Origin of the sequence: Polynucleobacter paneuropaeus (assembly GCF_003261235.1) — a bacterium.
Lineage (GTDB): Bacteria > Pseudomonadota > Gammaproteobacteria > Burkholderiales > Burkholderiaceae > Polynucleobacter > Polynucleobacter paneuropaeus.
Map to the genome: position 1 here is coordinate 1760372 of NZ_CP030085.1, position 24048 is coordinate 1784419.

Sequence of the window (24048 nt, forward strand, 5' to 3'; positions counted from 1 at the left end):
AATGCCGTTTTCTTCAGATATCGAAGCAGTCGATGATATTTTTCAAGAGGGCAAGGTCGTTGATGGTTTTTTATTGGGAAAAGAAGTGCATCGCGGAGGTATGGCCAGTCTCTTCTCTGCAAGCAAAGAAGGTATTGATCTCCCCATCCTTTTAAAAATTCCACGCGTTGGCAAAGATCAGCCGGTAGAAAGCTTAATTGGATTTGAAACCGAGCTGACTATCTTGCGCTCCCTGAATAGCGCGTATGTTCCAAAATACTTAGGGGCCGGCAGCATGGCAACCCAACCCTATATCGCCATGGAAAGGATCAATGGCAGACCTCTGGAAGATTTCATCAAAGAAGGGAAAAGATTCAGCATCGAAGAAGTCATTCGTATTAGTGCTGATTTAGCTCAAGCAGTGCAATCGCTTCACTCGCAAGATGCCATTCATCTGGATATCAAGCCAGAAAATATTCTGATGGATGAAAATGGCAAACTCACCCTGATTGATTTTGGCCTCTCACACCATGCGCGCTTCCCGGATCTACTCGCTGAAGAAATGCGGAAAGGTGTAGGCTCGGCACCCTATGTCTCACCAGAACAAATTGTCGGCATCCGAGAAGACTATCGCAGCGATATCTTCTCTATTGGCGTAATCATGTATGAACTCCTTACTGGCGAGCTTCCTTTTGGCAATCCTCAAACTATGGGTGGCCTTCGAAAACGTTTATGGGCCAAGCCATTTCCACCTCGAGGGATTCGTAAAGAAATTCCTCGCTGGCTTCAAGAAGTGATTCTTCGTTGCCTCGAACCTCGAGCAGCCAGTCGAATTCAAAGTGCGGCACGCTTACGACAAATCTTGTTAGATCACGAGTCTCTTAAACTCACTGAGCGCGCTGATCGCGTTGAGCCTCCCAGCTTCTGGGAAAGCTTTACCCGTTGGTTGCAAGCTGCTGGTTATGAGCCCTCTCCAAGCCCTCTTCCCAGCGCTGGAAATCAAGATTCACCGCTCATGATTGCTGCAATTGATACACGCCAATCTGACGAGGCACTGCAACAGAAGATGCAAATTACCGCTAAAAACTTATTGCAGGCTTATTCAGAAGGTCGCTTGATTTGTGTCAGCACTATTGCCAGCACCCCGACTTTTGAAGGCAATCAAGAAAGTGAAACGGCCAGCGGAATTGTGCGTGGTCATTTAATACAACTCATGGAATGGGCTAAGCCACTCAAGCTACCACCCGAAAGAATTTCTTATCACGTACTTGAGGCGCTGGATCCAGCTAGCAGAATTGTTGAGTTTGCCAAAGATAATGATGCCGCTTTAATTCTGATTGGCGCGACTCATAAGCTACCCAATAAGGTGACGCCCTGGAGAACCTCAATGACAAAAATTGTCGAGGAGGCCTCCTGTAGCGTTCACATCGTACGGACTTAACAATTACTGCATCTTGTCCTGTTGAAGATCGAGGATTCTTTCTGGATCTTGCGCTTCAATCCAATTATCGTGATTAAGTACTGAAGTCATTCGCTTATGATCGAGCTCGCCAGTCCAGTTAGCCACAACAATTGTCGCAACACCGTTACCAACCAAGTTGGTCAGAGCTCTTGCTTCAGACATAAAGCGATCAATGCCCAAGATGATGGCCAAACCTTCAACTGGAACATTGCCCACTGCAGAGAGTGTTGCAGCCAAAACAATGAAGCCGCTGCCTGTTACCCCCGCCGCACCCTTAGAAGTTAAGAGCAAGACCAGCAACAGCGTAATCTCCTGCATCAAGGTCATTTGAGTATTAGTCGCTTGAGCAATAAAGATCGCAGCCATGGTGAGATAAATCGAGGTTCCATCTAAATTAAACGAATAGCCTGTTGGAATTACTAAGCCAACACAGCTCTTCTTGGCGCCCAAGACTTCCATTTTTTCAATCATTCTTGGCAGCACCGACTCCGATGAAGATGTGCCCAAAACAATGAGTAACTCTTCTTTGATGTAGCGTATGAACTTGAAAATATTAAAGCCATTAAAACGTGCGATCAGGCCAAGCACAATGAAGATAAATAATAGGCAAGTCAAGTAGAAGGCACCCATCAGCTTACCCAGCGAAAATAAAGATGCAATGCCGTATTTACCAATCGTAAAAGCCATCGCACCAAAAGCGCCTACCGGTGCAAATTTCATAATGATGCCAATCACATCAAATAAAACGTGCGAGAGCTTTTCGGTTAAATCAAATACCATGGTGCCGCGGCCACCAAACTTGTGTAGCGCAAAACCAAATAAGACGGCAAAGAATAAGACCTGCAAGATGTCGCCCTTAGCGAATGCATCAATTGCAGTATTAGGAATAATATTCATCAAAAAGTCGATGACTGTCCCGATCTTGCCTGGCCCGGTATAGGCAGAAATACCCTTAGTGTCAAGGCTAGCAGGGTCGATATTCATGCCAGAGCCTGGCTGCAACACGTTAACAACGACCAAACCAATAATGAGTGCCAGAGAGCTCACAACCTCAAAATACAGAAGTGCTAAACCACCAGTTCTGCCGACCTTTTTCATGTCTTCCATGCCCGCGATACCTAATACGACGGTACAGAAAATAATCGGGGCGATCAGCATCTTGATGCCTTTAATGAAGGCGTCCCCAAAAGGCTTCATGGAAACGCCTATCTCAGGATAAAAATTACCTAGCAGAACACCGATGACAACCGCCACCAGAACCTGGAAGTACAGAATTTTATAAATTGGGGGTTTTTTAATGGTGGCAGTCAATTTGGTCTCGCTATATAAGATAAGAATTCATTTTTGGGGAATACCCGCTTCGGCGATTTTATAACTTAATGGACACTTTACCCATAATTCTCCCGTGCCTGATAATGCCTATATGGAAGATCAGGAAAAAGTACGCGTTTCTAAGCTGCTCTCAGAGCTGGGCCTATGCTCAAGACGCGAGGCCGATGCCTATATTGAACAAGGTCTAGTCACTGTAGATGGCGAGGTTGTAAATGAGCTCGGGGTACGGGCCTTTCGTCATCAAAAAATTGAACTGCAGTCCAGTGCTCAGAAACAACAAGCTTCTAGGGTCACCGTCATTCTTAATAAGCCCGTTGGCTATATTTCACATTTTGATGATGAGCAAGAATATCAACCAGCTGCATCACTAATTACACCAGACCATTATTTTCCTAGCCCCTTAGATAAAGGCAGAAGCCCGAAATTTAATACTCGCGGCTTGGCGCCTGCTGGTCGACTCGATATTGACTCTACGGGCATGCTTGTTCTCACTCAAGACGGGCGTATTGCCAAACTCTTGATTGGAGAAAATAGTCCGATTGAGAAAGAATATCTAGTGAGAGTGGAAGGCAAGCTCTCCTTTGCGGATTTGGATTTGTTAAAGCACGGTCTCAGTCTTGATGGTGTTGTGCTTAAACCCGCTCAAGTGAGTTGGCAAAACGAAGATCAATTGCGTTTTGTTTTAAGAGAAGGTCGTAAGCGGCAGATTCGTAGAATGTGTGAAATGGTGGGCTTGAAGGTATTGGGCCTTAAGCGAGTTCGCATGGGAAGAATCTCCTTAGGCCCATTACCGCCTGGACAATGGCGTTTTTTAAGGCCTGAAGAGCAGTTCTAAATGGAGTGCCCGCTTATAATCATGGTCATTCCTAGAATAAGCGCAGATTTACCATCGAAACGAATCCATCCAGCAATACCGCCGCAGAAGTATCACGCCGCCGTAGCTTTGCAATCATCTCTCACCCAGACGCTGGTAAGACCACGCTCACAGAAAAATTACTTCTATACGCAGGTGCAATTCAGATTGCAGGGAGCGTAAAGGCAAGAAAAGCCAGTCGGCACGCCACCTCAGACTGGATGGAAATTGAGAAGCAGCGCGGTATTTCTGTCGCAAGCTCGGTAATGCAAATGGAATATCGTGATTGCATCATCAATTTGCTCGACACGCCTGGCCACCAAGATTTTTCTGAAGATACGTATCGCGTCTTAACCGCGGTTGACTCTGCACTCATGGTGATTGACGCTGCCAACGGCGTTGAATCTCAGACCTTACGTCTGCTTGAGGTTTGTCGTGCACGCAATACGCCTATTGTGACTTTCATCAACAAAATGGATCGGGAAGTCAAGCCACCGATGGAGCTGATGGATGAGATTGAAACTGCTCTTGGTATTGAAGTCGTTCCTTTCACTTGGCCAGTAGGAATGGGGAAGTCCTTCGCAGGCGTAATTGATATCGCTAACTCACAAATGCGGATGTTCAAGGCTGGTGAAGACCGCGTTACCGAGGGCTCTCATACCATCATCGACGTCAATGATGCGGGACTGAAAGAGCGCCTTGGGTCCAGTCTAGAAGAGGCTCTTGCAGAAGTTGATCTAATTAAAAATGCAATGCCTGCTTTTAATCGAGAAGCCTTCTTGGCTGGACGACAATCTCCCGTATTTTTCGGCTCCGCTATTAATAACTTTGGCGTTAGAGAAATTCTTAATACCTTAGTAGATCTGGCTCCTGCCCCCGGATCGCGAAAAGCCTTACAACGTGAAGTCAGTCCCGCTGAAAATAAATTCTCGGCAGTGGTATTCAAAATTCAAGCCAATATGGATCCCGCGCATCGCGATCGCGTTGCCTTCTTGCGAATTTGCTCAGGTCACTTTGAGCGCGGCATGAAACTCAAGATCTGTCGCAATGGCAAAGAGGTTCGCACGAACAATGCCCTCTCATTTTTATCGCAACGACGCGATATTCTTGATGAAGCATTTCCAGGCGACATTATTGGCTTGCCAAATCATGGCTTGCTGCGTCTTGGCGACACTCTGACTGAGGGTGAGCAATTGCAATTTACTGGCCTACCCTTCTTTGCCCCAGAAATTTTTCGCCTGGTTGAATCTGCAGACCCACTTCGAACTAAACAGTTGCGCACTGGACTCATGCAATTGGGTGAAGAAGGTGCCATCCAAGTCTTTAGGCCAACGGGAGGCGGGACTATGCTCCTAGGGGCATTTGGTCAACTTCAATTTGAGGTGGTAAGTCACCGACTACAAACTGAGTATGGCGCCGAAGTACGACTTCTGCCAGCTCGATACAGCTTGGCACGTTGGGTCAGCTCAGATGATTCAGTAGCCTTGAAAAAATTTATTCAAGAAAATATTCACCGCATGGCTGAAGATGTTGTGGGAGCCCCTGTGTTTCTAGCCTCTCACAAATCAGAGCTAGAAGTTGCAAGCCAGCGCTGGGAAGCTATTCAATTCCATGCCCTCCGTGAGCATGCAGGCCTCATCTATCAGTCTGACTTAGCCGGCTAATCAACGCGGTAGTTTGCAGTCAAACACAGCGACTAAAGCAGTATCGCTGCTTCTATATGAGGCTACTTTTCCATATTGCTGACAATAGGCTTGTGCTTTTTTCGTCAGCTCTGCCATTGAGGAGCCATTGCTATTTAGAAAGGTGACGTGATTCGAGTCAGAGCCATCTGTAAACTCTGCTGCACAAGCAGCAAGGCCTAGACACAGAATAAGCACTAAATAATATGGTTTTGTCATTGGTCCCTAATGGTTTTATCTTAATGTTGCTCAATTTAATCATGAATAAGCCGGTTTTGGCATACTATTGCTATGCCTAACTGGAGCTACCTCATTGCACGCTTGATTAGCGCGATTGGCTCGTGGCTAGATGCCAGTAATCTGCGTAATCGGGTTTATCAGTTAGATGAGGAAAATGAGATTCTCAGAACTGCATTAGAAGACGTTCAACGCATGGATCCGGAGGGCCGTATTGGTTGGTATGCCAAAGAAACTCTGGATCACATTGCAGCGAATCGCAAGTAAAAATCGCTCAAACTATTTTTCTACCTGAAAGTGGCTGTCCAAAAAGTCTTGTACGCCCGCAAACATTAGCATGCGATTTTTTTCCATGATGATGGTGTGCGTACCCTCGCTAATTTGCAAAAGAATTTTATAAGGTGCATTCACTAACTTGGTGTAGTACTCATAAAGCATATAGCTAGGTAGATCCGCATCCCACTCTGCATGAACTAGCATGACTGGAACCTTAATTAATCCAGGATCATATAAAGGCTTGCCTGCTGTCCAATAATCGCGCGCATCTTGAACTGTGCCATTCGGCGCTCTGAGTTTTTTTGGCGTTTGGGTTTTTCCCCAAGGATCTGTATCAAATGTTGCAGCCGCCCATTTTTCAAACCAGCCCTCTGGAATCAGACTGGCCTTTTGATCTTCAGGCACGCCTGTTAACCAGCGATTTTTAGCATCTGCTTCAGAGGCTACTCGATAGGCGCCCAATGGTCCACCCTTGTCGGTGAGCGGTGCGCCGCCTTGTCTTAACCACTGAGGCGCGTACAGCACCAACTTATTCACCTTATTATTATTTTCACTAGTGTATTTACCCATGATCGTGGTTCCCCAGGACCATCCGAGTAAGTTGAGCTTTTGGATATGGCGCTTTTGCAAAATATAATTTACAGCGCTTGAGACATCACTGACAGCGACATCTGTTTTAACGATTGGTCCATTTTGATCGGCTGGCTGATCCATCTCTGGAGGCCGTGTGGATTTGCCATAGCCACGAAGATCAACCAGCCAAACATCATAGCCATGCCTGGCCAAATACTCCATCCATGAGGTTCCATTGAGCGAGAGATCGAAAGCCGTTTCTGCAGGATAGGTTGAGCCATGGACATACAAAAGGGTTTTATCAGCAGTAAATTGCTTTTGACCACTTAAATGCTTATTGCGCACATATAGAGAAATACCCGGGGTATCGCTAGGAACCATGTACTCCGCCATTTCAATACGATCCGCGGCATATGTATTAAGGGCAATCAGGCAAAAGAGAGAAATCAGGGCAGCACTTAACCATTTGGACAAAATCTTCATACTGGTCTCCTATTATTTTTTAATGCTTATTTTGCTTAAAACTCTACACTATTTTCTTCCGAATCTTGGGAGTTTTTTGCAGTAGACTCTTAAATGAGATTAGCCATCAAATAATTGCCACATCTTCTTTATCATTTGCCCATGAAATCCATCTTATTTGCCACTCTTCTGGCTATTGCAATACCCAGTTTTGCAATGGATGATGTTTCCGATGGATTGCCTGATCATATTGTGGGCGATATTGGAGCGGCGGTATACACATCGAACTTACACATTGGTACTGAAGGTACGCAATCTTTAGCCTTACCCTACGCCTTCTTTGATTACCAGCGCTTCTTTGCGCGTATTGATGAGGTTGGTATTAAGACCTTTAAGATGGGTTACGGATATTTTGAGCTTGGTGGAAAAATTAATCTCGATACCTATACCGTGAAATCTTCCATCAACGGCACCTCGATTAATCGCAGTGACCCTATTCCGCTTGGCGTTGGCACCTTTCAAGAAACACCAATCGGTGCTTTCTTTCTGAATGCCTATCATGACTTTGGCAAATCCAAGGGCGCACTTTATGAGCTTTCTTATTTTGGTGAAATAGAAACCTTTGCGCATGTTGTGGTTTATCCCCAGGTAGGCATTGAGAGACAGTCTTCTCAATATGCAAACTACTATTACGGCATTACTCCAGGAGAGTCTGTTGCTACTGGCTACTCAGCCTATACTGCTCCAGCCACCAGCAATTTAATGGCGGGCTTAATGGTAGAAATTCCAGTGGTTGATAGTTGGTATGTCAATCTTTATGGCAAGCGCAAATGGCTCGGCAATGGTATCAACAATAGCCCCGTTCTGAACCGCTCATTTCAAGATAATATCTTTGTTGCCTTAGCGTATCGCTTTAAATAAGATTCGCTAGAGCTTGGTGTGTGAGCCATCACAATAAGGTGGCGTACTGGTTTGTTTGCAAGCACATAGGTATACCGTTTTGCTTTCAGCCTCTTGAACCCGCAAGGGATTGAATCCTGAGGCAGTATGAGAGCCATCACAAAAAGGTTGACGCTTACTTTTGCCGCAAGTACACCAGAAATATACTTGTCCTGCCTCGACCTCTGTTGGGCATGGGGCCTTTTGGGCAATGACTGGCTTATTCATTGCGGTCATCAGCAACCCTCTTTACCTTCTATTAGTCTTTTATATATATTTTTAATATCTCGAAAAACTTGTAATGCGGCAATAACCATTAGCGATAAGGAAAGCGGTACAACAGAAATAAAACCAAATTTTTTAAAACTGATTGCTCCAATAATACCGCCCAGTAGAAACATTAAAAATATAGAGGCGTGGGTTTTGAGTCTGTCGCGATTAGCTTCAACAAAATGATGTTGATTGGCCTCCTGAGACTTGTTCCAATAAAGCAACTTACCAAGCTCAATACCGATATCCGTAATAACCCCTGTCATATGAGTAGTGCGAATTTCCGCTCTAGAGACTTTGGTCACAATGGCATTTTGCAAGCCCATGACAAAACACAGCAAGAGCGCAATGGCAGGGACGGTTAGGGGAACATAAAAACTGAGATGGTCGCCTACAAACCCAAATATTAATAATAAGAATGCCTCGAACAAAAGCGGCAGTGCGAACTGACTATGAATGGCCCTTCTTCGCCCCCAGCTCACAATCATTGCCGTTGTCATTGCGCCCAATAAGAATGCGGCTAAGAGTGAGAGCCCTCCTAAAACTGGCAATAGTCTGCTTAGTGCCAGATCATCTCCAATCCCCGCAATAATGCCGCTCATATGGGATGTATAGCGCGCAATTGCCAAAAACCCGCCAGCATTTACAGCACCTGCGACAAAGGCCATATAAACGCCCAAATGAAAATCTGAGCGCATAGACCGATGCGGGCTAGTAAGGGCTTGCAGAAATTGAACCGGCATGACTTATTCTAAATCTTCGTTAGGCTAGCTGGTCCAATATTTTTCTTATAATATTTAGATGAATTTTCACAAGCCCTTAATGCGCAGCCTTCTAGAATGCCTCTTGAGTGCCGCCCTGTATATGGGCTTCTTCTACTTCAACGGCTTCATCACAGCTTCAATCGAGGATACGAGAGGGGTTAACTGGATATTTATTCCCGCCGGTCTGAGAATCTTCCTGACCCTCATTTTTGATTACGCTGGAGCCGCTGGTTTAGTTTTAGCCTCACTGCTCATTAACTATATTGGCTTTTATCAAACCGACCTCGTCACCAATCTCGGCATTGGAGTCATTTGTGGTCTAGCCCCATTACTCGGCAGGCACTTTGTCATCCACAACCTCAAAGTCTCGCCCGATCTAAGTAATATCAATATGCAACAATTATTGGGCAGTATTACGGCTTACTCTTTTTTAAGCTCAGGACTTCATCAGCTTTGGTTTGTTGCACGAGGGCTAGACTCTGGTAGCGCAAATCACTTCATTGCCATGTTTACCGGTGACATGGCAGGCTCAATACTTTTCATTGCCATCATTAAATACGGCATTGACTTTATTAAACAGAAAAGCAATAAAACGAATCTCTTAGATTAGGAACTCATTAGTTCTATTGCAAACCTGCACAACCATTGTCTGCAGGTTTTCCTGCAAAGCGTGCCTCTACCCAAGGAACATACATAGGTTCTGATACCGGCGGGGTTGTGTAATGCGTTTGCTCACCCGGCAACTGAATACGCGTCACATTAGCGCCTAACTTACACATTTGTTGTCGATATAAATCACCCATGACTGGAGGGACGGCTGTATCTTTAGTACCCCAAAAAATAATCACTGGTGCAACAGGTTTTACTTTTGCAACGCCACTATCGTAAATAGCTTGAGCCCACGCAAGCGTGTTATCTGCTTTAGTTTTTAGCAATGTCTTGTATGTATCGCCGTAGTTATAGGTAATAGTATCTGCCGCAGTATGAATACATTTACCGGTATAAATTGCATTCATTGCTTGCGCACCCTCAGGTGTAAAAATATCTTCCAAGTGTGTATTAGAAAAGCCGTTTGGTATTGCCCAAAAAGTCATAGAGGCATGTGTAAAGTCCATCACATTGGCAGAAAAGGTTTGTAATAGCTGTCCAACGAATTGGTCTGCAATTGCAGGATCATTTGGTCGCGCGCTAATCGTCGCTGAAACATCGGGCGGAGCTAGGGCTACAAAACCTACAAACTCTATGCCATCAAAGGCTGTTCCTTTTTGTGCAATATAGTCAGGCGAACTTGCTGCGGCTAATACAGTACCGCCGCCCTGCGACCAGCCATAGATCATGGCTTTTTTACCAGCGCCAATTTCTTTCATATCTCCTGCGGCACGAATCGAATTAATCGCATCGCGTGCTTGAGTTCCTGAAACCATATATTGATGTTTACCGCCACCGCCTTGGCCTTGGTAGTCTGTTGCCACGACAATATAACCATCTTGGATAAACTTTTCCACCGCCGGTAATCCATAGTCTGTGCCAGCATTACCGCCGATCAAGAAATATTCACTCAAAGGCTGGGCAGGATTAGGCAATTGTGATGGTCCGCAATTTTGTGCAGTGCCGGTGGTTCCATGTGCCCACGCAATAACAGGACGTCCATCCTTTGGTGCCCTACCAACTGGCGCAACAATTAATCCAGTTGAAATGGTTTTGCGACCAGCAAGATCTGAGGAAATATAAGCAATACGCCAAGCACGAGCACCAGCAATGGTAGTGCTAATCGATTCTTTTTTAATGACTTGTCCTAATTTACCCTCAGGATGCATCTTCATAACCGACTCATAAAAAGTGGGAAGGTATACGGGAGTAGAGCTTGATTGAGCAGAAGCAATAAAGCTGATCGTCGAGCTCATGAGTGCTAATACACAATGTAAATAAAATTTCATTCCAGATTCCTGTACATTCAGTATGAAAAGGACATGAAAAAACCACCCGAAGGTGGTTCTTCATTTAAACAGACGATTACTTGCGTTTATTCACGGCATCTTTGAATGCTTTACCGGCAGAAAACTTTGCTGTCTTAGCTGCAGGTATCTTAATTTCTGCGCCAGTGGCTGGGTTGCGGCCAACGCGAGCAGCTCTCTTACCAGATTTAAATGTTCCAAAACCAATTAACTGAACATCATCGCCCTTGGTAACGGCTTTAATAATTTGCTCAATGGTTGCGCTCAGTACGCGGTCTGCTGTTGCTTTAGAAATGTCTGCATCGTTTGCAATTTTTTCTACTAATTCTGCTTTATTCATATTATCTCCTGGAGAGTATGCAATTTAATGTGAGGATTTTTGATAACTGTTTTGTCTATTGACGAGATCATTGTATGTACCTTTTTAGACTAAAACAATCGGGAAATCACATAAATGTTAAATATTTTTTAATCCCCAAATTGGTTCAAAATCAGTCCCTATAAGGGTTTCGGATGGGGTCTATATATCTGTTTTGCATTAGAGATGCATTTTTAATGCGCTGTAAGGAAAAAATTGGGGCGCTGAATTAGGCTGCTAATTGAAATCTTATTTCAAGGTTTGTAGTAATAATTTTAGAAAACTAGGATCTTCAGCATCGATTGGCCCCATCCAATATGCTCTCACAATCCCCTGCCGGTCGACTAAATATGTAGTCGGAATGCCTCTAACTTTCCAGGCACGATAGGTCAAACTGCTGTTATCCAAAGCGATGGGTAAGGCGTTTTCTGAAACTAAATTTGTCTGGAGAAAGGTTTTAATGCGCGGCCTAGACTCAGCTAGATTTACTGCGAGGACAACCAAGCCTTGCGATTGATATTTTTCCTGGAGATAAATTAGCTCACCAAACTCCTCCTTGCAGGGTTCACACCAGGTGGCCCAAAAGTTGACCAGAACTACCCTCCCTTTGTATTGCTGGAGGTGAATAGTATTGCCTTCAAGATTATTAAGCTCTAAGGAAAGGGGCTTATTTAGCCCCAACTGTGAAAGCGGGGCCCACTGAGCATGAGCCAAAACAGGAATGGCTAGAAGCACAAGCGCACAATAAGGCAATAAAACGCTTCTGATGTTCAGCATGGACTAGGCAATGAGTTTGCTAGTAATTTTGTATTTAAAATTGATTGGATCTAATGAATCTAAACGGCCTTCTTTAGTTTCACCCTGGGGATACATTAAAAAAGGAATCTTGCCTCTACTGCCCAATTTAGATCCTGGTAATGCAATGTCGTGCCCATAGTTATAAGGCATCCAATTCATCTCCCAATTACCAAACAAGTAATCACGTATTGCGATCACCTTAGAATCGGTCAAAGTGAGATTAACAGGCTCCTCAAGAATCACTTTGCGTACGTCTGCAGGATCTACCGCAACCCAACCATAACCTTTAGCAAAGAATTCAGCGCGGCAATGTTGTGCCTTACTAATATCAGCAGATCTACCTAAGCTTTTATAGCCCCTTGCAGAATCATCTACCCGAATACCATATACATCGCGTGCAGGAATGCCTGAAGACCTTGCAAGGGCAACAAAGACAGCATTAATGTCAGCACACTTGCCGCCTAGATTATTACTTTCAAGCATCAGCTTGACATCACCAACACCACAACCCTTAGTCGCAGGATCGCGATAAGTATTTTCAACCACCCAGTTGTAAATCGCTTTAGCTTTATCAACATCGCTTGCATTTTTGGGCAGGGGTTTAAGAATCTCGTTCGCCCTATCTTTGACAATGCCATCCGTTGGCAAAAATTCAGTGCTACGTGTCCAATACGCATTCTCATCTTTGCTTAGCATCAATGATTTGTTGAATTGTCCATTTAAGGTACTGCGTTCTCGTGTTGCAATCAAAAAAGTGCTCACGAGATTACGTGCATTACCTGATGCATCCCACTGACCCCACAGCATGCGTGTATCACCTGTAGGGGTTTTGAAAATACTGGCCTGCTTAGCGTCTCCATCGGTTGAAATGGCAATAGTCTTGAAATAATCCGTATCCTTAGTCAAGGGCAATGGAATCCAGGCCTGAACAATCTGATTGGGTGCATCAATATTCACTTCAGTAGTAATCTCATAACGCTTCCAGTTATCACTCTCAGCCAAGCTACCAAGCGGATACAAGGATGGGAGAGCTAGCGCACCTACGGTATTTTTGATAAATGTGCGGCGGGTAATATGCATAAGACCTTCAGTAGATGAGTTTGCCTGAATTATAGGCTCTGCCTCGTATCCAATTGGCCAGTAAAACAAAAACCGCCCGAAGGCGGCTTTAGGAATTCAAATTACGAGCTAACTAGTAAGTCTGCTGCTGCATATGGGCTTGCTCAAAATAGGAAATCACTTTGTTCTTAGAGGGCGCAATATCGTCTCCATTTAAAACTGATGCACTGACTGCTCCAGCAAAGAAAGCAATTATCGCAACCAATAAGTAAGCAAATTTATTCATCGTTGTCTCCTATTGTTATCAATCAAGTACCCCTGACCGAAACTTTAGGCTTGATTTATGTCAGATTGATGAGATATTTGTGACAAGTTAGTAAAGACTGTTGCTTTATTGATCCTTTGGTGCGTAGTGCATCACGCCATGGCCAAAAGACCAATTTTCTTTATTAACTTCAACCAGATTAATCAAAATATCTTGAGGTCTGACTTTAAGCTTTTCTACTAAACCATCACAAATCGCTTGATAAAGAGATTTCTTCATCTGGGTGCTTCTGCCCTCGCTAATGGTCGCCTGAATAAAGATGATGTCCTCCGAATACTCAATACCTAAGTAGCTTTTGGGAATGACTAACTCATCAGCATCATGCTTGGTGATGATTTGAAACTTATCATCCTCAGGAACATTAAAGTGCTGTCGCATTGCCCCGTAAATAATGTCGCCCACCTGCTGAGCGAATCCATCGGGATATTTTTTGCTTAAATCGATTCTGACAAATGGCATAAGAGGCTCCTTGTAATTTCTTTTAATCTTATTTTATGAATGCATTACCGTACCATGATAAAAATACTGGCCTAACCCGAGTGTAAAAATAAAATTTCCGTAGAGGGCATGCTCTATGCAAACCAATGCCAAAGAGCGTGACCTTGCGTAAGTGCTAGCAAATATCAGACCACCAATCAAGGACATTGCAGGGGCAAGTACATTATGTAAAAAGAGGTGGGCCATACCAAATGCAATGGCGCTAGCAATAACCCAGTACTTAGGATTCTCAAACAAGGTCCGATAACGTGCATACATAAAAGCGCGATACATGATTTCTTGTGGAACCACAGATAGAACGGGATACAGAATCATAACTAGCAACCATAAGCCAGCATCCCGCCGATAGAGACTAAATAGTGACTCCGGCATAAAGCTCACCATGACTGCAGCAATCATGATAGCCAGCGGTATAAAGCGATACACAATTTTGAGTAAGGATGCCTTATTAACTGCATGCCAGCCCCAGAGTGCCTTAAGGCTGATTTTTTGGGTGTACAGATACCAGCAGCAAAGCAATCCTGCTGCCCATAGTAAAGGTATGAACCAAATTGCCGAGCGCAACAACATCAAGGCAAAAGGAGAAACCAGGGAAAATAGCGCCAACTCGCACCACAACCAAACAGTCATAAGAATCCAAAAAATGATTAGGCTTCTTTATATACCTAATTACTATTACATGCTCGGAGACAAAATATGCGAGGTCCTGAAATCTCAATCATGTCCTCATAAAGCCTTTATAGTTTCATTATGTTTTTGACTGTCCATCGCGCTCCTCAACATGGGCTTATTTGCTTATTACTCGCACTCGTAGGCTGCCCTGTTTTAGGCGCTCCTTTCGAAATCAAGGTTCATGACGAACTCATCGCAGAATATCAAGAATCTGCTTATGAAATAGAGACAAATCTCTTTCAAGCACCAGCATCACAAGGCCTCAAAACGAATGTATTTCAAACTAGACTGGAGTATGGGTATGGCATCGCAAAAAATAGTGAGGTGGGTGCCAATATCTACTTAAGCAATTACAACGGCGTGAGCTATGTGAATGGCGGCAAATTAAGCTATATGTATATCCCTACACATGATGAAGAAGGTCTTTGGCATTATGGCGTTAAGAATGAGATCAACTACATCAAGGATGTAGGTGGGACAGAAACTACTTTTTATGAATTAACGCCCATACTTGCACTGCAACTGCAAGACTGGCGCTTTACTATCAATCCTAGTGTAGATATAGTGCTGAATAAATACAGCTCTGCAACTTTCTCTCCGTCGGCTAAAGTGGCTTATGGACTGACGCATAGCCTTGATATAGGCATGGAATACTACGCAGATAACTTACCTAATAAAAGTTTGTATAACGTCACGCAACAACCCCATACTGCTTACGTAGTCATAGATGCCAAACATAATAAGTCTACATTTAACTTTGGCGTTGGCAAAGGCGTGACAACCAATAGTGATAACTGGGTCATCAAACTCATAGCATCCTTAAGTTTTGATTAGCGTTTATCCTGCAATTAAGACTGTCGCGTTGAACGGCAGAACCATCTGGCGATGAGTGCTACAGCTAATACTTCGGAACCAACAAATCCTAAGACGTCTCTCGGAGCAATGCCAACAAATGTATCGGTGAGACTTCTTGCCACAGCAACAGCAGGATTAGCAAAGAAAGTAGATGAAGTAAACCAATAGCCCGCAGTAACAGTTAATGCAACCAACATAGGAATGCGATCTTTTGCTTCTTTATCACCAATGCGAATGGCTGCGAGTAATATGAGAGTTGATATAAATTCACTTACCCAAATACCTAATCCTGTTCTGACTTTGGTGGATTCTTGGATGATCGGCAAACTAAACATTAGATGTGTCAGCCAAATACCAGCGATGGCGCCAGCAAACTGGCAAGCCCAATAACTGAACATCTTTTTCAATGTCAGGTGGCCCAACTTCCAAAACATCAAAGTGACCACTGGATTAAAGTGAGCGCCAGAGATGGGCCCTAGCAATGTGATCAAGACATATAAGCCCGCTCCAGTAGCGATACTATTTCCAAGTAAGGCCACTGCAGCATTACCTGCACCCAATGTCTCGCCCATAATTCCGGAGCCAGCAACAATAGCCAAAAGCAAGGCTGTACCAATAAATTCGGATAAATAAGATCTCATAGTCTGATCATAAAGCCCAAATGTGAAAAACCACCCGAAGGTGGTTGTGGTGTTTCTTGGTCTGACGGGAAAGAATCAACCAAGACTCGGGGTGTCAGGCTCTACTTTTTAGACTTATATTTTTGTATAGCCCCTTTTAAATCTGAATATTCTTCGCAGCCAAGAGGACAGGCTTTATTCAATCTTGCCAACAGCGCCTCAGCTCCCGGGAGATCGTTGTTAATTAATTTTAGTTTTCCATAATATTCAAGAGCGCCGCGATGACTAGGGTCAATTTTTAATGCGGCTTGATAGTACTTTTCCGACCCCACTAAATCAGGGGGTTGTTTCTTGCGAAGACTGTAGCCCATCAAGTTATTCCAATCTGCTGAACTAGTGTCATTTGCAGTTTGTAACTGTTTGATAGCTTGATCATATTTTTCTGCCTTAATGCTCGCCCTTGACTCAGCTAACCAGGCTGGATCAGACATAGCGGGCGCCGTATCTGATGCGTAAATGTTTCCGATAAAAGATAGCATTAGTAAAAATGTGATGAATAAGTATTTCATAGAATCTCCAAAAAATTAAATTTTGCTCTATGGCTGAGGGCTTGGATAAATTACATGAGAAATATATTCCCCACTTTTATTCACCTTAACCAAAACCATATCGCCTTGGCTGACATTTTTTCCCATAAAAGCTCGAATATTGACGTGATGAGTAATCAGAATAATGGGCAATTTAGATTGTTTATCTAGCTCGCTTTTAATCAGTTGCTCTAGCTCTTTTGTTTGTTTTTTCTCTAAACTCATATCATCAAAGAAAGAGCCTAGGGGTGTTTCTATTTTTACAGAACCCAACTCTAGCAGTTGTGCGGTATCAGAACATCTGCACCAAGGACTACTAAAAATTTGGGCCTTGTTGATACCTTGCCCTCTTAGCCAAGAGCCAATGGCCTTGGCTTGTTTTTTTCCATAATCTCCCAAGTTACGCTGCGTTGAGCACTGACCGATGTCATAGCCCGCTGGATCTCCATAGCCCGGAGCATCAGCATGTCTCATTAATAAAACATGCTGACCATCCTTCAGATCATCTACCAAAGCTGCCTTTGCCTGTGATGCGATCAATAGACAAATAAGGCTAATAATGAAGATAGAAATTTTTTTATTGACGCAACTCATATACTTTTCATCATGCATGGTGAAAGTTCAAGGCCAATCCTAATCTAGGCTGCTCATTCCAGCCAGCACAAAAGCAAATAGCCCAACAAGTGGGCTATAAAGATTCTTTGCGCCCAGGGTAGAGGATGCCTCATCCTGGGTCACATTCATTACATCTTGACAATATGCCAAGCACCATTCAAGAAGCCATCTCCTGTTTTGTCGCCCGGCTTGGTATCTTTGGCCCAGAAATACAAAGGCATGCCTTTATACGCCAATTGCTTCTTACCATCATCACGGGTAATAACCGAATAATCGCCCGATACTGCTGGACTGCCATCAACCAATAGCGGTGGCCAGTTAGCAGCGCATTGGCCGTTACACATAGACTTGCCTGAACCAGCAGTGTCTTTGGCAAATGTATACAAGGTCATATTGTTGCTACCCACTAACATCCCATCATTGACCTTGGTATACGGCGCCATCGATCCACCTGCGAGTGATGCACATGCCGCTAAAGTAAGGGCTGCGATCAAGCCAACTAATACGCTTTTAATATGGTTCATTAAAGTCTCCTTTTGGTAGATTTCTACTCTAACGCTAATCTATATTTTTTGCTTTAAGTCAGCAAATGCCCAGTCTTAACAAAGATAGTGCAGCCCTCTTTACTAAATGGCTGATGCAAACTCATGTGAGGACTTCTAATCCAAGACCCGGCAGGATAACGTCCATGTTCATCCTCAAACACGCCCTCCACCACAAAGATTTCTTCACCGCCATAGTGCCGATGTGGGTTGAAATAGGTTTGTGGTGCCCATCTGACTAAAGTTGAGCCGCTACCCTGTTGCATTAGTGGCATGACATGAAGACCAGACACCATGCCCTGGTACCAAGGGGCCGTTTTAGTATCGACGATCTCTCGCTTGATTTGATCTGGCCCGAGATGCCTGAGCTTCACGAATAGAGTGCAGCCAGACTCGCTATATGGTGCATGTGATGAGCCTGGGGGATTCATGATGTAAGTACCTACCGGATAATCACCTGCCTCATCACTGAAAACCCCATCCAAAACCAATATCTCCTCACCAAAATCATGTGTGTGAGTTTGAAATTTCGACCCAGAATGATAGCGAACGATTGAGCTTGCTTTTGCTACCTCATCGCCAATTCGATCGAGCATGCGTCTTTCAACGCCTGACTCTGGGGTAGGAACCCAAGGTAAGTCATGGTGGTTAATCACAACCTTTTGGCTGTAATCGGCATTGATATTCATAGATCACATCTATATATTTGAAGACATAACAAAGCATAACAAGCAAACTCAATGCGTGCTCAAAAGAAAACCACCCGCAGGTGGTTTTAGTATTTCTACGCCTAGGATTTACTTTCTATTGGCTCCATAGGTCTTATTTAAATAATCGACAATCACTGGCACTTCTTCATCAGTAATGGGCGCTTTGAAGACGTTTTTCATTCTCAATACTTGAGCATTCCAATAACCTACACCCGTATTTGGTGGTTGATACTCAGCATAGTGAGCCGAGTGACATGTTGAACATTTCTGCAAAGTCAGCTCATAGCCAGGCAAATCGGACGGCCTCCACAAAACTGTATCGGAGGGTAGTTCAATCGTTTTAGCCTGAGCTATTGATGTGATTACGAAGAGGGAGGAAAGAAGAATCATTTTTTTCATGTGCTTCTCCTTAAACCGCAGTGACTTTAACAGTCTCAACAATATTTCGCATATAACCAGCTGGCATCCAAGTAGCAGTCATAGGCTGAACCTGTCCAGCATGATTAAACGCTCTCACCCTGAGGCTCAGGGTGCCTTTTTGTTTGGGCGTAAATTCAGTGCGCCACTCTCTAAAGGAGAAGCGCCCTAGGTCCTGGCCTAATCTGGCCTCAGTCCAGCTTTGACCATTATCTTGTGAGAACAATACTTTCTTTATTCCATAGCCAGCATCAAAGGCAATGCCTCGAGCTTGAATAGGCTTGCCTACCGTGACAATGCTGCTATCAGTAAAGTTGGTTATGAAAGAGCGAATAGTAAATTGATTGATGGGAATAGTTTTTGAAGGGGCCGTACCAGGCTCAACACAATTGCAATCATTATCCGGAATTCGGTAGGCAGGATTCATCCAATAGCCGTTGTACACGTCATCAACTACTTTAATTTCACTAAGGTGCTTAACCCAGTAAGTTCCATAGTAACCGGGGACTATCAGCTTTATTGGATAGCCATTTAAGAATGGGATATCTGTTCCATTCATTTGGTAGGCAACCATGACATTGCCATCCATTGCATGATCAATGTCTAAGCCTTTGACAAAATCTGAATCGCTTGGCAAAACTGGTTGGTCCAAGCCATTAAACGTGACTTGCTTAGCACCCCGGCCAGGGTTAGCTGCCTTCAGAATATCTTTTAAGGAAACGCCAACCCAAGCAGCATTGCCCATCGCCCCATTGCCCAATTGACCGCCATTGACTCTGGGCTCAAATAAGCCACGACTATTACCAGAACACTGATTAACAGCAACAATGCGTTGGGATGGAAAGTTTTTCTTTAAGGACTCTAGAGAAATCTCTAAAGGTTTTTCTACATTACCACCTACTTTTAGCCGATAAGTATTAGGGTCGATGGATGTTGGAATGCCTGCCATGTGATAACGCACAAAGAATTCATCATTTGGCGTAATGACATGATTGTCATAATACTTAAATGGAGTCTCTAATTGCGGTGGCCTAGAAGTCAGCACAATCATGGGCTTCTTTTCAGGAAAGGACATGAGTTCGCGTTCACCATAGGCTATGGGTAAATTTGTTTTCTCTGCGCCCATTGCCCAAGATGGCAATAATGAACTGGCCCCACCAGCTAAAGCTGCTGTAATGACTTTACGTCTATTGGTAAAGTTTTCTGAATTCATGGCTGTCTCCTCCACAGTATTGTTTAGCTCATATCAGAATAGCTACTTTTATAGAAGTCTGCGTTAGTGATTACCCTCAGCAATTATTGAAATGATCTTTCAAAACTACATTGCGAGTTAAGGAGAAAAATAGCCCAACAAGTGGGCTATCGTGATTCTTGGTTGCACGGGGCATTATCAACTAAGGCATAGGATGTCTGACTATAGCTTTGGACTGATGCCTACTTTATTCGTAGTGAGTCCACATTCTTAAGATTCGAACCATCTTCTCCTTGCGCAAAATTTCATAAACCAAGCGATGTTGAATATTAATTCTGCGTGAGTATGCCCCTTTTAGATCTCCGACTAACTTCTCATAAGGGGGCGGATTTTGGAGAGGATCTACTTCTAAAATATTCAATAAGTCCTGGGCCTTATCTTTAAGGCCTGCGGCAGATAGTTTTTTTGCATCCTTAATGGCATATTTGGAATAAGCTAAATTCCAAGTCACCACTTCAATGCCCTTTTACTTTTAGTAATAGGCTCAGCCATTGACTCTTTAATTGACTCACGCATCCCTGGAATCGCCAATAGATAAAGCGTTTCCTGAATAGCACTCCAATCTTCTTCAGAAACTAAAACAGCATTTGCTCGCTTGCCAGAAATGACTACTGGCTTGTGTGACTCTGCCGCTTGATCAATTAAACGGTAGAAATCTGCTCGAGCTGCACTTGCGGTTAATGTGGTCATGATTTCACTCCTTTTCAATATGGTACGTAAAAGCGTACGCTTTGTCAAGCGACCATCTCATCCACCCAACTAATAGAAAATGCCCCGCACGAAGCAGAGCATTATTTAAATCTGGTGGCCCGGGGCAGTATCGATTAGGGCCGAGAATGATTAATTAGTGATAAGGCTCATGGTTAGCATCCCATTGTCTATGTCCCCACTATCTTTTTTTAACTCGTCATCCTTAGCGCTATTAGCTTGTGCACCTGCTGCTGCACCAATAATTAAATCGCCTGGCACAAAAGCCCACAGCGCAGCGCTTACAGCATCACCAGTTGGATTTCTTGGAGAAATCTGAAATTGATAGCTCTTGCCGGCCTCAAACAGATAGTCATGTGAAAACATGCCTGCTGTATATGAAATATTTACTTTTAAGTTGTGTTTGCCAGCCGTTGTGTTTAACTGGCATTTATCCCCATTAGGAATAGCGCAGACCTCCAGGCCATCTAACAGAACAATAGCATCTCTAGCGCTCATATCACGACTTCGTTGACGCTCAAAAATTAAAGTGACGTCCCCACCAGGATTATTAACCGCTGGTTCAAGCTGAGGTGCAGTTTGACAACCCATCAAAATGGCGGTTATGCCGATTATTAATATCAGCTTTTTCAAGCTCATTTGTATCCAGTCATTACTCAACAATATTAATTTGAATATAAATGAAAAAACCACCCGAAGGTGGTTTTGGTGTTTCTTGGTGGCCCGGGGCGGAATCGAACCACCGACACAAGGATTTTCAACTCTGTCCCCCAGACTAAACTCCCGCTAGATCTCAAAAGGTTCACCCCACCCGAGTCTAACTTTGCGCACAAAACTTTCTTGGGTGTTTGTATGGGGTTGATTTAGTTGAGTTATTTTGACCCACGCAAGGATTAAATGTGAGTTTGGTGGTGTGATGGGGATTTGACTGTCACAGGGATGTGATGTCCTTGTCGTGATCGGGATACCCTGCGCATGAAGTGTCCTTTTAAAGGACGTTACTTATTAATGCTGTAAGTGGATGATAGATTCCTTATATGCGCATATACGTATATATGAGAAGTCCTTTTAAAGGACATCTCAGCGAGCGTCTATTAAAGCAACGGTTACTGCAATAAAAGTTTTATACCGCCTTATATATTAGGCTCAGCGCAACTAAGAAAGCAAAAATAGCAAAGATTTGTTGCACTCTAGTGCCGCTGATCTTTCTCTCCATTAGCTTTCCAAATACAAGCCCCACGAGTGATCCCAAAGCAAATAGGCTGGCAATCTCCACATTTAAATTGCCGGAAGCTAGAGATACAAGAGCCCCACCAGTAGAAACGATTGCAAGAACACCTAGGGAAGTGGCAACAATGGATTTCATTGGAAGGTCTGTAAATTTCTTTAGTGATGGCACTATGACAAATCCACCGCCAACTCCCAATAAGCCCGATAAGAAACCAGCAGTTAGGCCTGCATACATTAAAGACCTCGCACATGGCATAGTCCAAATCAATTTACTAATAGACAAATCAAGCTGACAAGGTGGAGGAGTTGGTGAAGTCGGCAAAGTGCCATGAATAGTCTTATGTGCTTGTATATAGAGCTGTACAGACACAAAAATTAAAATAGCACTGAATAGAAGTAGCAATGGCGTATTGGGCACTTTGTTGGCAACCCATAGACCAATAGGGGACATGATTAAGCCAAAGAAAGACATGAAGATTGCCGCTTTATAGCGCAATACTTTTTCTTTAAGCCCAATAATTGCACCTACAGAAGCTGATAGCGCAATAGCGCATAGTGCAATTGGGCTTGCTTCAGCCACTGGTAAATGAACAAAGAACACTAAAAGTGGCACGGAGAGTATGCCGCCGCCCGCCCCTGTAAGTCCCATTAAGATCCCAACAAATACACCTAGAGCTGGAATGATTAGCGTATGGGAATCCATTAGTTGGCCTTCAAGTACAAGTTAATATTCATTGGCATTCGGGGTTTACTGATCCTACAATGAATCATGGAAAATCAATATGCCCCAATCGTTAAAACCTTTTTTGATGCGCCCACTTGGACTTTTACTCATGTAGTTTATGAAAAGCCAGGTGTTCATTGTGCAGTTATTGACTCGGTGCTCAATTATGATCCCAAGTCAGGACGAACCAGCACTCATTCAGCAGATGAGGTAATTAAATTTATCCAAGAGCAAAGTCTGAAGGTTGAATGGATTTTAGAAACTCATGCCCATGCAGACCATCTAACAGCAGGGTCATATATTAAGGAGCATCTTGGCGGCAAACTGGCAATCGGCAAGCACATTCAAGAGGTCCAGGCTGTTTTCAAAAACATTTTTCATTTAGAAGATGCATTTCAAGCCAACGGATCTCAATTTGACCATCTGATTGAAGCAAATGAGGAATTGCCTTTAGGTAAGCTAAAAATTCAATCTTTATTGGTGCCGGGACATACTCCAGCTTGTATGGCCTATGTAATAGGCGATACTATTTTTGTAGGTGACACCATGTTTATGCCTGATGTTGGTACGGCTAGATGTGATTTTCCTGGTGGTGATGCACATGTTTTATATCAATCAGTGAAGAAGATACTAAGTTTTCCAAATGAAACTAAGCTGTATATGTGTCATGACTACCCACCAAACGAGCGGAAAATAGCCTACATGACAACGGTTGGTGAAGAGCGTCAACATAACATTCATATTCATGATGGCGTTTTAGAGCAAGACTTTGTAGCAATGAGAACAGCAAGAGACTCTACCTTAGAGATGCCCGTATTAATTTTGCCTGCAGTACAAGTAAATATTCGTGCAGGAGAATTTCCTCCCAAAGAAGCGAATGGCGTTTCTTACCTCAAGATTCCATTAAATTCTCTTGGGTAGTTAATTGATCAAATTTTATTTTTGTATTAATAAATTAGCCAATTGATCTACTACTTCTGACCACTCTGAGTCTTGGGCCTTAGCTTCAATCAAAAATGCTTTTTGATCTGGTGCCCAGTAAATGGCATCGGGCAGATTAGACCCCGGCTTAAGTTGATGTCTTTCTATGTATCTCTCCATATGAATCTTTTGGGATGACAATCCTAACTGCTCAAAAAGCTCTTCCAAAGTTCTATTGTTCATGCTCATCAGAATTCTCCTTCACCAGTATTTGAAGCGGGATCTCTCAACATCAACATCCCCACCTATAGCTCGCATCTTCATCTGACAATGTGGGCAAGTCTAGCCCCCCCCCTTGCTAATATCAAAAATG

Annotated in this window: 32 protein-coding genes; 8 read left to right on the top strand and 24 right to left on the bottom strand. The window is 43.6% G+C overall.

The window, feature by feature from the left end:
* Position 1: 1 nt before the first annotated feature.
* Positions 2–1420, top strand: coding sequence for a protein kinase domain-containing protein (locus Pas1_RS09120; protein ID WP_112205646.1), 1419 nt, complete (start codon positions 2–4; stop codon positions 1418–1420).
* Positions 1421–1423: 3 nt separating this feature from the next.
* On the opposite strand, the gene Pas1_RS09125 is transcribed toward Pas1_RS09120, so the two are convergent.
* Positions 1424–2752, bottom strand: a complete 1329-nt coding sequence (locus Pas1_RS09125) for a dicarboxylate/amino acid:cation symporter (protein ID WP_112208633.1) — start codon at positions 2750–2752, stop codon at positions 1424–1426.
* Between the two features lie 112 nt (positions 2753–2864).
* On the opposite strand from Pas1_RS09125, the gene Pas1_RS09130 reads away from it, so the two are divergent.
* Both Pas1_RS09130 and Pas1_RS09135 read left to right on the top strand, forming a co-directional pair.
* Complete coding sequence (locus Pas1_RS09130) at positions 2865–3608, top strand: pseudouridine synthase (protein WP_112208634.1); 744 nt, start codon at positions 2865–2867, stop codon at positions 3606–3608.
* A 53-nt stretch (positions 3609–3661) separates the two neighbouring features.
* Positions 3662–5290 (top strand): peptide chain release factor 3, encoded by a 1629-nt coding sequence (locus Pas1_RS09135; RefSeq protein WP_112295074.1) that lies wholly within the window; start codon positions 3662–3664, stop codon positions 5288–5290.
* Here the strand turns inward: Pas1_RS09135 and Pas1_RS09140 are convergent, their stop codons facing one another.
* Positions 5291–5527: a hypothetical protein gene (locus Pas1_RS09140; RefSeq protein ID WP_112205655.1), complete on the bottom strand. Its 237-nt coding sequence runs from the start codon at positions 5525–5527 to the stop codon at positions 5291–5293.
* A 72-nt stretch (positions 5528–5599) separates the two neighbouring features.
* Here Pas1_RS09140 and Pas1_RS09145 point away from each other — a divergent pair, with 72 nt between their 5' ends.
* Positions 5600–5812, top strand: a complete 213-nt coding sequence (locus tag Pas1_RS09145) for a hypothetical protein (protein WP_112205657.1) — start codon at positions 5600–5602, stop codon at positions 5810–5812.
* A 12-nt stretch (positions 5813–5824) separates the two neighbouring features.
* Here the strand turns inward: Pas1_RS09145 and Pas1_RS09150 are convergent, their stop codons facing one another.
* Positions 5825–6877, bottom strand: a complete 1053-nt coding sequence (locus tag Pas1_RS09150) for an alpha/beta hydrolase (protein WP_112205659.1) — start codon at positions 6875–6877, stop codon at positions 5825–5827.
* Positions 6878–7018: 141 nt separating this feature from the next.
* On the opposite strand from Pas1_RS09150, the gene Pas1_RS09155 reads away from it, so the two are divergent.
* Positions 7019–7777, top strand: a complete 759-nt coding sequence (locus Pas1_RS09155; RefSeq protein ID WP_112205661.1) for a MipA/OmpV family protein — start codon at positions 7019–7021, stop codon at positions 7775–7777.
* 6 nt (positions 7778–7783) lie between these two features.
* On the opposite strand, the gene Pas1_RS09160 is transcribed toward Pas1_RS09155, so the two are convergent.
* Together Pas1_RS09160 and Pas1_RS09165 are read right to left on the bottom strand one after the other, a co-directional pair.
* Positions 7784–8032: a CDGSH iron-sulfur domain-containing protein gene (locus Pas1_RS09160; RefSeq protein ID WP_112205663.1), complete on the bottom strand. Its 249-nt coding sequence runs from the start codon at positions 8030–8032 to the stop codon at positions 7784–7786.
* Complete coding sequence (locus tag Pas1_RS09165; RefSeq protein ID WP_112236849.1) at positions 8032–8808, bottom strand: YoaK family protein; 777 nt, start codon at positions 8806–8808, stop codon at positions 8032–8034. Before Pas1_RS09165 ends, Pas1_RS09160 begins: the two co-directional genes overlap by 1 nt.
* 79 nt (positions 8809–8887) lie before the next feature.
* Between Pas1_RS09165 and Pas1_RS09170 the strand changes: the two genes are divergently transcribed.
* Entirely contained in the window at positions 8888–9439 is a 552-nt protein-coding gene (locus Pas1_RS09170) for a hypothetical protein (RefSeq protein ID WP_225971614.1), read from the top strand.
* Between the two features lie 13 nt (positions 9440–9452).
* Here Pas1_RS09170 and Pas1_RS09175 read toward each other — a convergent pair whose 3' ends face one another.
* From Pas1_RS09175 to Pas1_RS09200, 7 genes are all read right to left on the bottom strand, one after another.
* Complete coding sequence (locus Pas1_RS09175; protein ID WP_112205667.1) at positions 9453–10766, bottom strand: alpha/beta fold hydrolase; 1314 nt, start codon at positions 10764–10766, stop codon at positions 9453–9455.
* Between the two features lie 76 nt (positions 10767–10842).
* The gene (locus Pas1_RS09180) at positions 10843–11124 is read right to left on the bottom strand and encodes an HU family DNA-binding protein (protein ID WP_112205669.1); all 282 of its coding nucleotides are present in this window, start codon (positions 11122–11124) and stop codon (positions 10843–10845) included.
* Positions 11125–11391: 267 nt separating this feature from the next.
* Positions 11392–11919, bottom strand: coding sequence for a TlpA disulfide reductase family protein (locus tag Pas1_RS09185; RefSeq protein WP_112295075.1), 528 nt, complete (start codon positions 11917–11919; stop codon positions 11392–11394).
* Between the two features lie 3 nt (positions 11920–11922).
* A complete protein-coding gene (locus tag Pas1_RS09190; RefSeq protein ID WP_112295212.1) occupies positions 11923–13020 on the bottom strand; it encodes a transglutaminase-like domain-containing protein in 1098 nt (365 codons plus the stop codon).
* A gap of 112 nt (positions 13021–13132) precedes the next feature.
* The gene (locus Pas1_RS09670; protein WP_158526000.1) at positions 13133–13285 is read right to left on the bottom strand and encodes a hypothetical protein; all 153 of its coding nucleotides are present in this window, start codon (positions 13283–13285) and stop codon (positions 13133–13135) included.
* Positions 13286–13390: 105 nt separating this feature from the next.
* Positions 13391–13783 carry a tautomerase family protein gene (locus tag Pas1_RS09195; RefSeq protein WP_112295076.1) on the bottom strand — a complete coding sequence of 131 codons (393 nt, stop codon included), beginning with the start codon at positions 13781–13783 and terminating at the stop codon, positions 13391–13393.
* Positions 13784–13816: 33 nt separating this feature from the next.
* On the bottom strand, positions 13817–14452 hold the full coding sequence (locus Pas1_RS09200) for a CPBP family intramembrane glutamic endopeptidase (protein WP_112295077.1): 636 nt from the start codon (positions 14450–14452) through the stop codon (positions 13817–13819).
* A gap of 120 nt (positions 14453–14572) precedes the next feature.
* Here Pas1_RS09200 and Pas1_RS09205 point away from each other — a divergent pair, with 120 nt between their 5' ends.
* Positions 14573–15328, top strand: a complete 756-nt coding sequence (locus Pas1_RS09205) for a hypothetical protein (protein WP_112295078.1) — start codon at positions 14573–14575, stop codon at positions 15326–15328.
* A gap of 14 nt (positions 15329–15342) precedes the next feature.
* Here the strand turns inward: Pas1_RS09205 and Pas1_RS09210 are convergent, their stop codons facing one another.
* From Pas1_RS09210 to Pas1_RS09260, 11 genes are all read right to left on the bottom strand, one after another.
* Positions 15343–15990, bottom strand: a complete 648-nt coding sequence (locus Pas1_RS09210) for an aquaporin (protein WP_112295079.1) — start codon at positions 15988–15990, stop codon at positions 15343–15345.
* A 101-nt stretch (positions 15991–16091) separates the two neighbouring features.
* A complete protein-coding gene (locus tag Pas1_RS09215; protein ID WP_225971615.1) occupies positions 16092–16538 on the bottom strand; it encodes a tetratricopeptide repeat protein in 447 nt (148 codons plus the stop codon).
* Between the two features lie 27 nt (positions 16539–16565).
* Positions 16566–17168, bottom strand: a complete 603-nt coding sequence (locus Pas1_RS09220; RefSeq protein ID WP_225971616.1) for a histidine phosphatase family protein — start codon at positions 17166–17168, stop codon at positions 16566–16568.
* 131 nt (positions 17169–17299) lie between these two features.
* Entirely contained in the window at positions 17300–17695 is a 396-nt protein-coding gene (locus tag Pas1_RS09225; protein WP_112295080.1) for a COG4315 family predicted lipoprotein, read from the bottom strand.
* A gap of 53 nt (positions 17696–17748) precedes the next feature.
* Complete coding sequence (locus Pas1_RS09230; protein WP_112295081.1) at positions 17749–18402, bottom strand: cupin domain-containing protein; 654 nt, start codon at positions 18400–18402, stop codon at positions 17749–17751.
* 108 nt (positions 18403–18510) lie between these two features.
* A complete protein-coding gene (gene sorB, locus Pas1_RS09235) occupies positions 18511–18822 on the bottom strand; it encodes a SorB family sulfite dehydrogenase c-type cytochrome subunit (RefSeq protein ID WP_112205683.1) in 312 nt (103 codons plus the stop codon).
* Positions 18823–18832: 10 nt separating this feature from the next.
* Complete coding sequence (sorA, locus tag Pas1_RS09240; protein ID WP_112208648.1) at positions 18833–20053, bottom strand: SorA family sulfite dehydrogenase catalytic subunit; 1221 nt, start codon at positions 20051–20053, stop codon at positions 18833–18835.
* A gap of 226 nt (positions 20054–20279) precedes the next feature.
* On the bottom strand, positions 20280–20543 hold the full coding sequence (locus Pas1_RS09245) for a Txe/YoeB family addiction module toxin (RefSeq protein ID WP_112205897.1): 264 nt from the start codon (positions 20541–20543) through the stop codon (positions 20280–20282).
* On the bottom strand, positions 20540–20782 hold the full coding sequence (locus Pas1_RS09250; RefSeq protein WP_112205687.1) for a type II toxin-antitoxin system Phd/YefM family antitoxin: 243 nt from the start codon (positions 20780–20782) through the stop codon (positions 20540–20542). The genes Pas1_RS09245 and Pas1_RS09250 overlap by 4 nt, the downstream gene beginning before the upstream one ends.
* A gap of 150 nt (positions 20783–20932) precedes the next feature.
* Positions 20933–21439 (bottom strand): hypothetical protein, encoded by a 507-nt coding sequence (locus Pas1_RS09255; protein ID WP_112295082.1) that lies wholly within the window; start codon positions 21437–21439, stop codon positions 20933–20935.
* Between the two features lie 484 nt (positions 21440–21923).
* Positions 21924–22733: a sulfite exporter TauE/SafE family protein gene (locus Pas1_RS09260; RefSeq protein ID WP_112295083.1), complete on the bottom strand. Its 810-nt coding sequence runs from the start codon at positions 22731–22733 to the stop codon at positions 21924–21926.
* Between the two features lie 66 nt (positions 22734–22799).
* Between Pas1_RS09260 and Pas1_RS09265 the strand changes: the two genes are divergently transcribed.
* Positions 22800–23675 (top strand): MBL fold metallo-hydrolase, encoded by an 876-nt coding sequence (locus tag Pas1_RS09265; RefSeq protein ID WP_112295084.1) that lies wholly within the window; start codon positions 22800–22802, stop codon positions 23673–23675.
* A 15-nt stretch (positions 23676–23690) separates the two neighbouring features.
* On the opposite strand, the gene Pas1_RS09270 is transcribed toward Pas1_RS09265, so the two are convergent.
* Complete coding sequence (locus tag Pas1_RS09270; RefSeq protein ID WP_112295085.1) at positions 23691–23924, bottom strand: DUF2789 family protein; 234 nt, start codon at positions 23922–23924, stop codon at positions 23691–23693.
* Positions 23925–24048 lie beyond the last annotated feature (124 nt).

What these genes read in the sequence shown, in the direction of transcription:
- Pas1_RS09120 (WP_112205646.1), top strand. Translation starts at nt 2, where the DNA reads ATGCCGTTTTCTTCAGATATCGAAGCAGTCGATGATATTTTTCAAGAG.
- Pas1_RS09145 (WP_112205657.1), top strand. Translation starts at nt 5,600, where the DNA reads ATGCCTAACTGGAGCTACCTCATTGCACGCTTGATTAGCGCGATTGGC.
- Pas1_RS09140 (WP_112205655.1), bottom strand. Translation starts at nt 5,527, where the DNA reads ATGACAAAACCATATTATTTAGTGCTTATTCTGTGTCTAGGCCTTGCT.
- Pas1_RS09270 (WP_112295085.1), bottom strand. Translation starts at nt 23,924, where the DNA reads ATGAGCATGAACAATAGAACTTTGGAAGAGCTTTTTGAGCAGTTAGGA.
- Pas1_RS09150 (WP_112205659.1), bottom strand. Translation starts at nt 6,877, where the DNA reads ATGAAGATTTTGTCCAAATGGTTAAGTGCTGCCCTGATTTCTCTCTTT.
- Pas1_RS09195 (WP_112295076.1), bottom strand. Translation starts at nt 13,783, where the DNA reads ATGCCATTTGTCAGAATCGATTTAAGCAAAAAATATCCCGATGGATTC.
- sorA (WP_112208648.1), bottom strand. Translation starts at nt 20,053, where the DNA reads ATGAATTCAGAAAACTTTACCAATAGACGTAAAGTCATTACAGCAGCT.
- Pas1_RS09205 (WP_112295078.1), top strand. Translation starts at nt 14,573, where the DNA reads ATGTTTTTGACTGTCCATCGCGCTCCTCAACATGGGCTTATTTGCTTA.
- Pas1_RS09165 (WP_112236849.1), bottom strand. Translation starts at nt 8,808, where the DNA reads ATGCCGGTTCAATTTCTGCAAGCCCTTACTAGCCCGCATCGGTCTATG.
- Pas1_RS09200 (WP_112295077.1), bottom strand. Translation starts at nt 14,452, where the DNA reads ATGACTGTTTGGTTGTGGTGCGAGTTGGCGCTATTTTCCCTGGTTTCT.
- Pas1_RS09220 (WP_225971616.1), bottom strand. Translation starts at nt 17,168, where the DNA reads ATGCATGATGAAAAGTATATGAGTTGCGTCAATAAAAAAATTTCTATC.
- Pas1_RS09670 (WP_158526000.1), bottom strand. Translation starts at nt 13,285, where the DNA reads ATGAATAAATTTGCTTACTTATTGGTTGCGATAATTGCTTTCTTTGCT.
- Pas1_RS09175 (WP_112205667.1), bottom strand. Translation starts at nt 10,766, where the DNA reads ATGAAATTTTATTTACATTGTGTATTAGCACTCATGAGCTCGACGATC.
- Pas1_RS09190 (WP_112295212.1), bottom strand. Translation starts at nt 13,020, where the DNA reads ATGCATATTACCCGCCGCACATTTATCAAAAATACCGTAGGTGCGCTA.
- Pas1_RS09265 (WP_112295084.1), top strand. Translation starts at nt 22,800, where the DNA reads ATGGAAAATCAATATGCCCCAATCGTTAAAACCTTTTTTGATGCGCCC.
- Pas1_RS09170 (WP_225971614.1), top strand. Translation starts at nt 8,888, where the DNA reads ATGCGCAGCCTTCTAGAATGCCTCTTGAGTGCCGCCCTGTATATGGGC.
- sorB (WP_112205683.1), bottom strand. Translation starts at nt 18,822, where the DNA reads ATGAAAAAAATGATTCTTCTTTCCTCCCTCTTCGTAATCACATCAATA.
- Pas1_RS09215 (WP_225971615.1), bottom strand. Translation starts at nt 16,538, where the DNA reads ATGAAATACTTATTCATCACATTTTTACTAATGCTATCTTTTATCGGA.
- Pas1_RS09160 (WP_112205663.1), bottom strand. Translation starts at nt 8,032, where the DNA reads ATGACCGCAATGAATAAGCCAGTCATTGCCCAAAAGGCCCCATGCCCA.
- Pas1_RS09185 (WP_112295075.1), bottom strand. Translation starts at nt 11,919, where the DNA reads ATGCTGAACATCAGAAGCGTTTTATTGCCTTATTGTGCGCTTGTGCTT.
- Pas1_RS09250 (WP_112205687.1), bottom strand. Translation starts at nt 20,782, where the DNA reads ATGACCACATTAACCGCAAGTGCAGCTCGAGCAGATTTCTACCGTTTA.
- Pas1_RS09210 (WP_112295079.1), bottom strand. Translation starts at nt 15,990, where the DNA reads ATGAGATCTTATTTATCCGAATTTATTGGTACAGCCTTGCTTTTGGCT.
- Pas1_RS09180 (WP_112205669.1), bottom strand. Translation starts at nt 11,124, where the DNA reads ATGAATAAAGCAGAATTAGTAGAAAAAATTGCAAACGATGCAGACATT.
- Pas1_RS09260 (WP_112295083.1), bottom strand. Translation starts at nt 22,733, where the DNA reads ATGGATTCCCATACGCTAATCATTCCAGCTCTAGGTGTATTTGTTGGG.
- Pas1_RS09130 (WP_112208634.1), top strand. Translation starts at nt 2,865, where the DNA reads ATGGAAGATCAGGAAAAAGTACGCGTTTCTAAGCTGCTCTCAGAGCTG.
- Pas1_RS09155 (WP_112205661.1), top strand. Translation starts at nt 7,019, where the DNA reads ATGAAATCCATCTTATTTGCCACTCTTCTGGCTATTGCAATACCCAGT.
- Pas1_RS09225 (WP_112295080.1), bottom strand. Translation starts at nt 17,695, where the DNA reads ATGAACCATATTAAAAGCGTATTAGTTGGCTTGATCGCAGCCCTTACT.
- Pas1_RS09255 (WP_112295082.1), bottom strand. Translation starts at nt 21,439, where the DNA reads ATGAGCTTGAAAAAGCTGATATTAATAATCGGCATAACCGCCATTTTG.
- Pas1_RS09230 (WP_112295081.1), bottom strand. Translation starts at nt 18,402, where the DNA reads ATGAATATCAATGCCGATTACAGCCAAAAGGTTGTGATTAACCACCAT.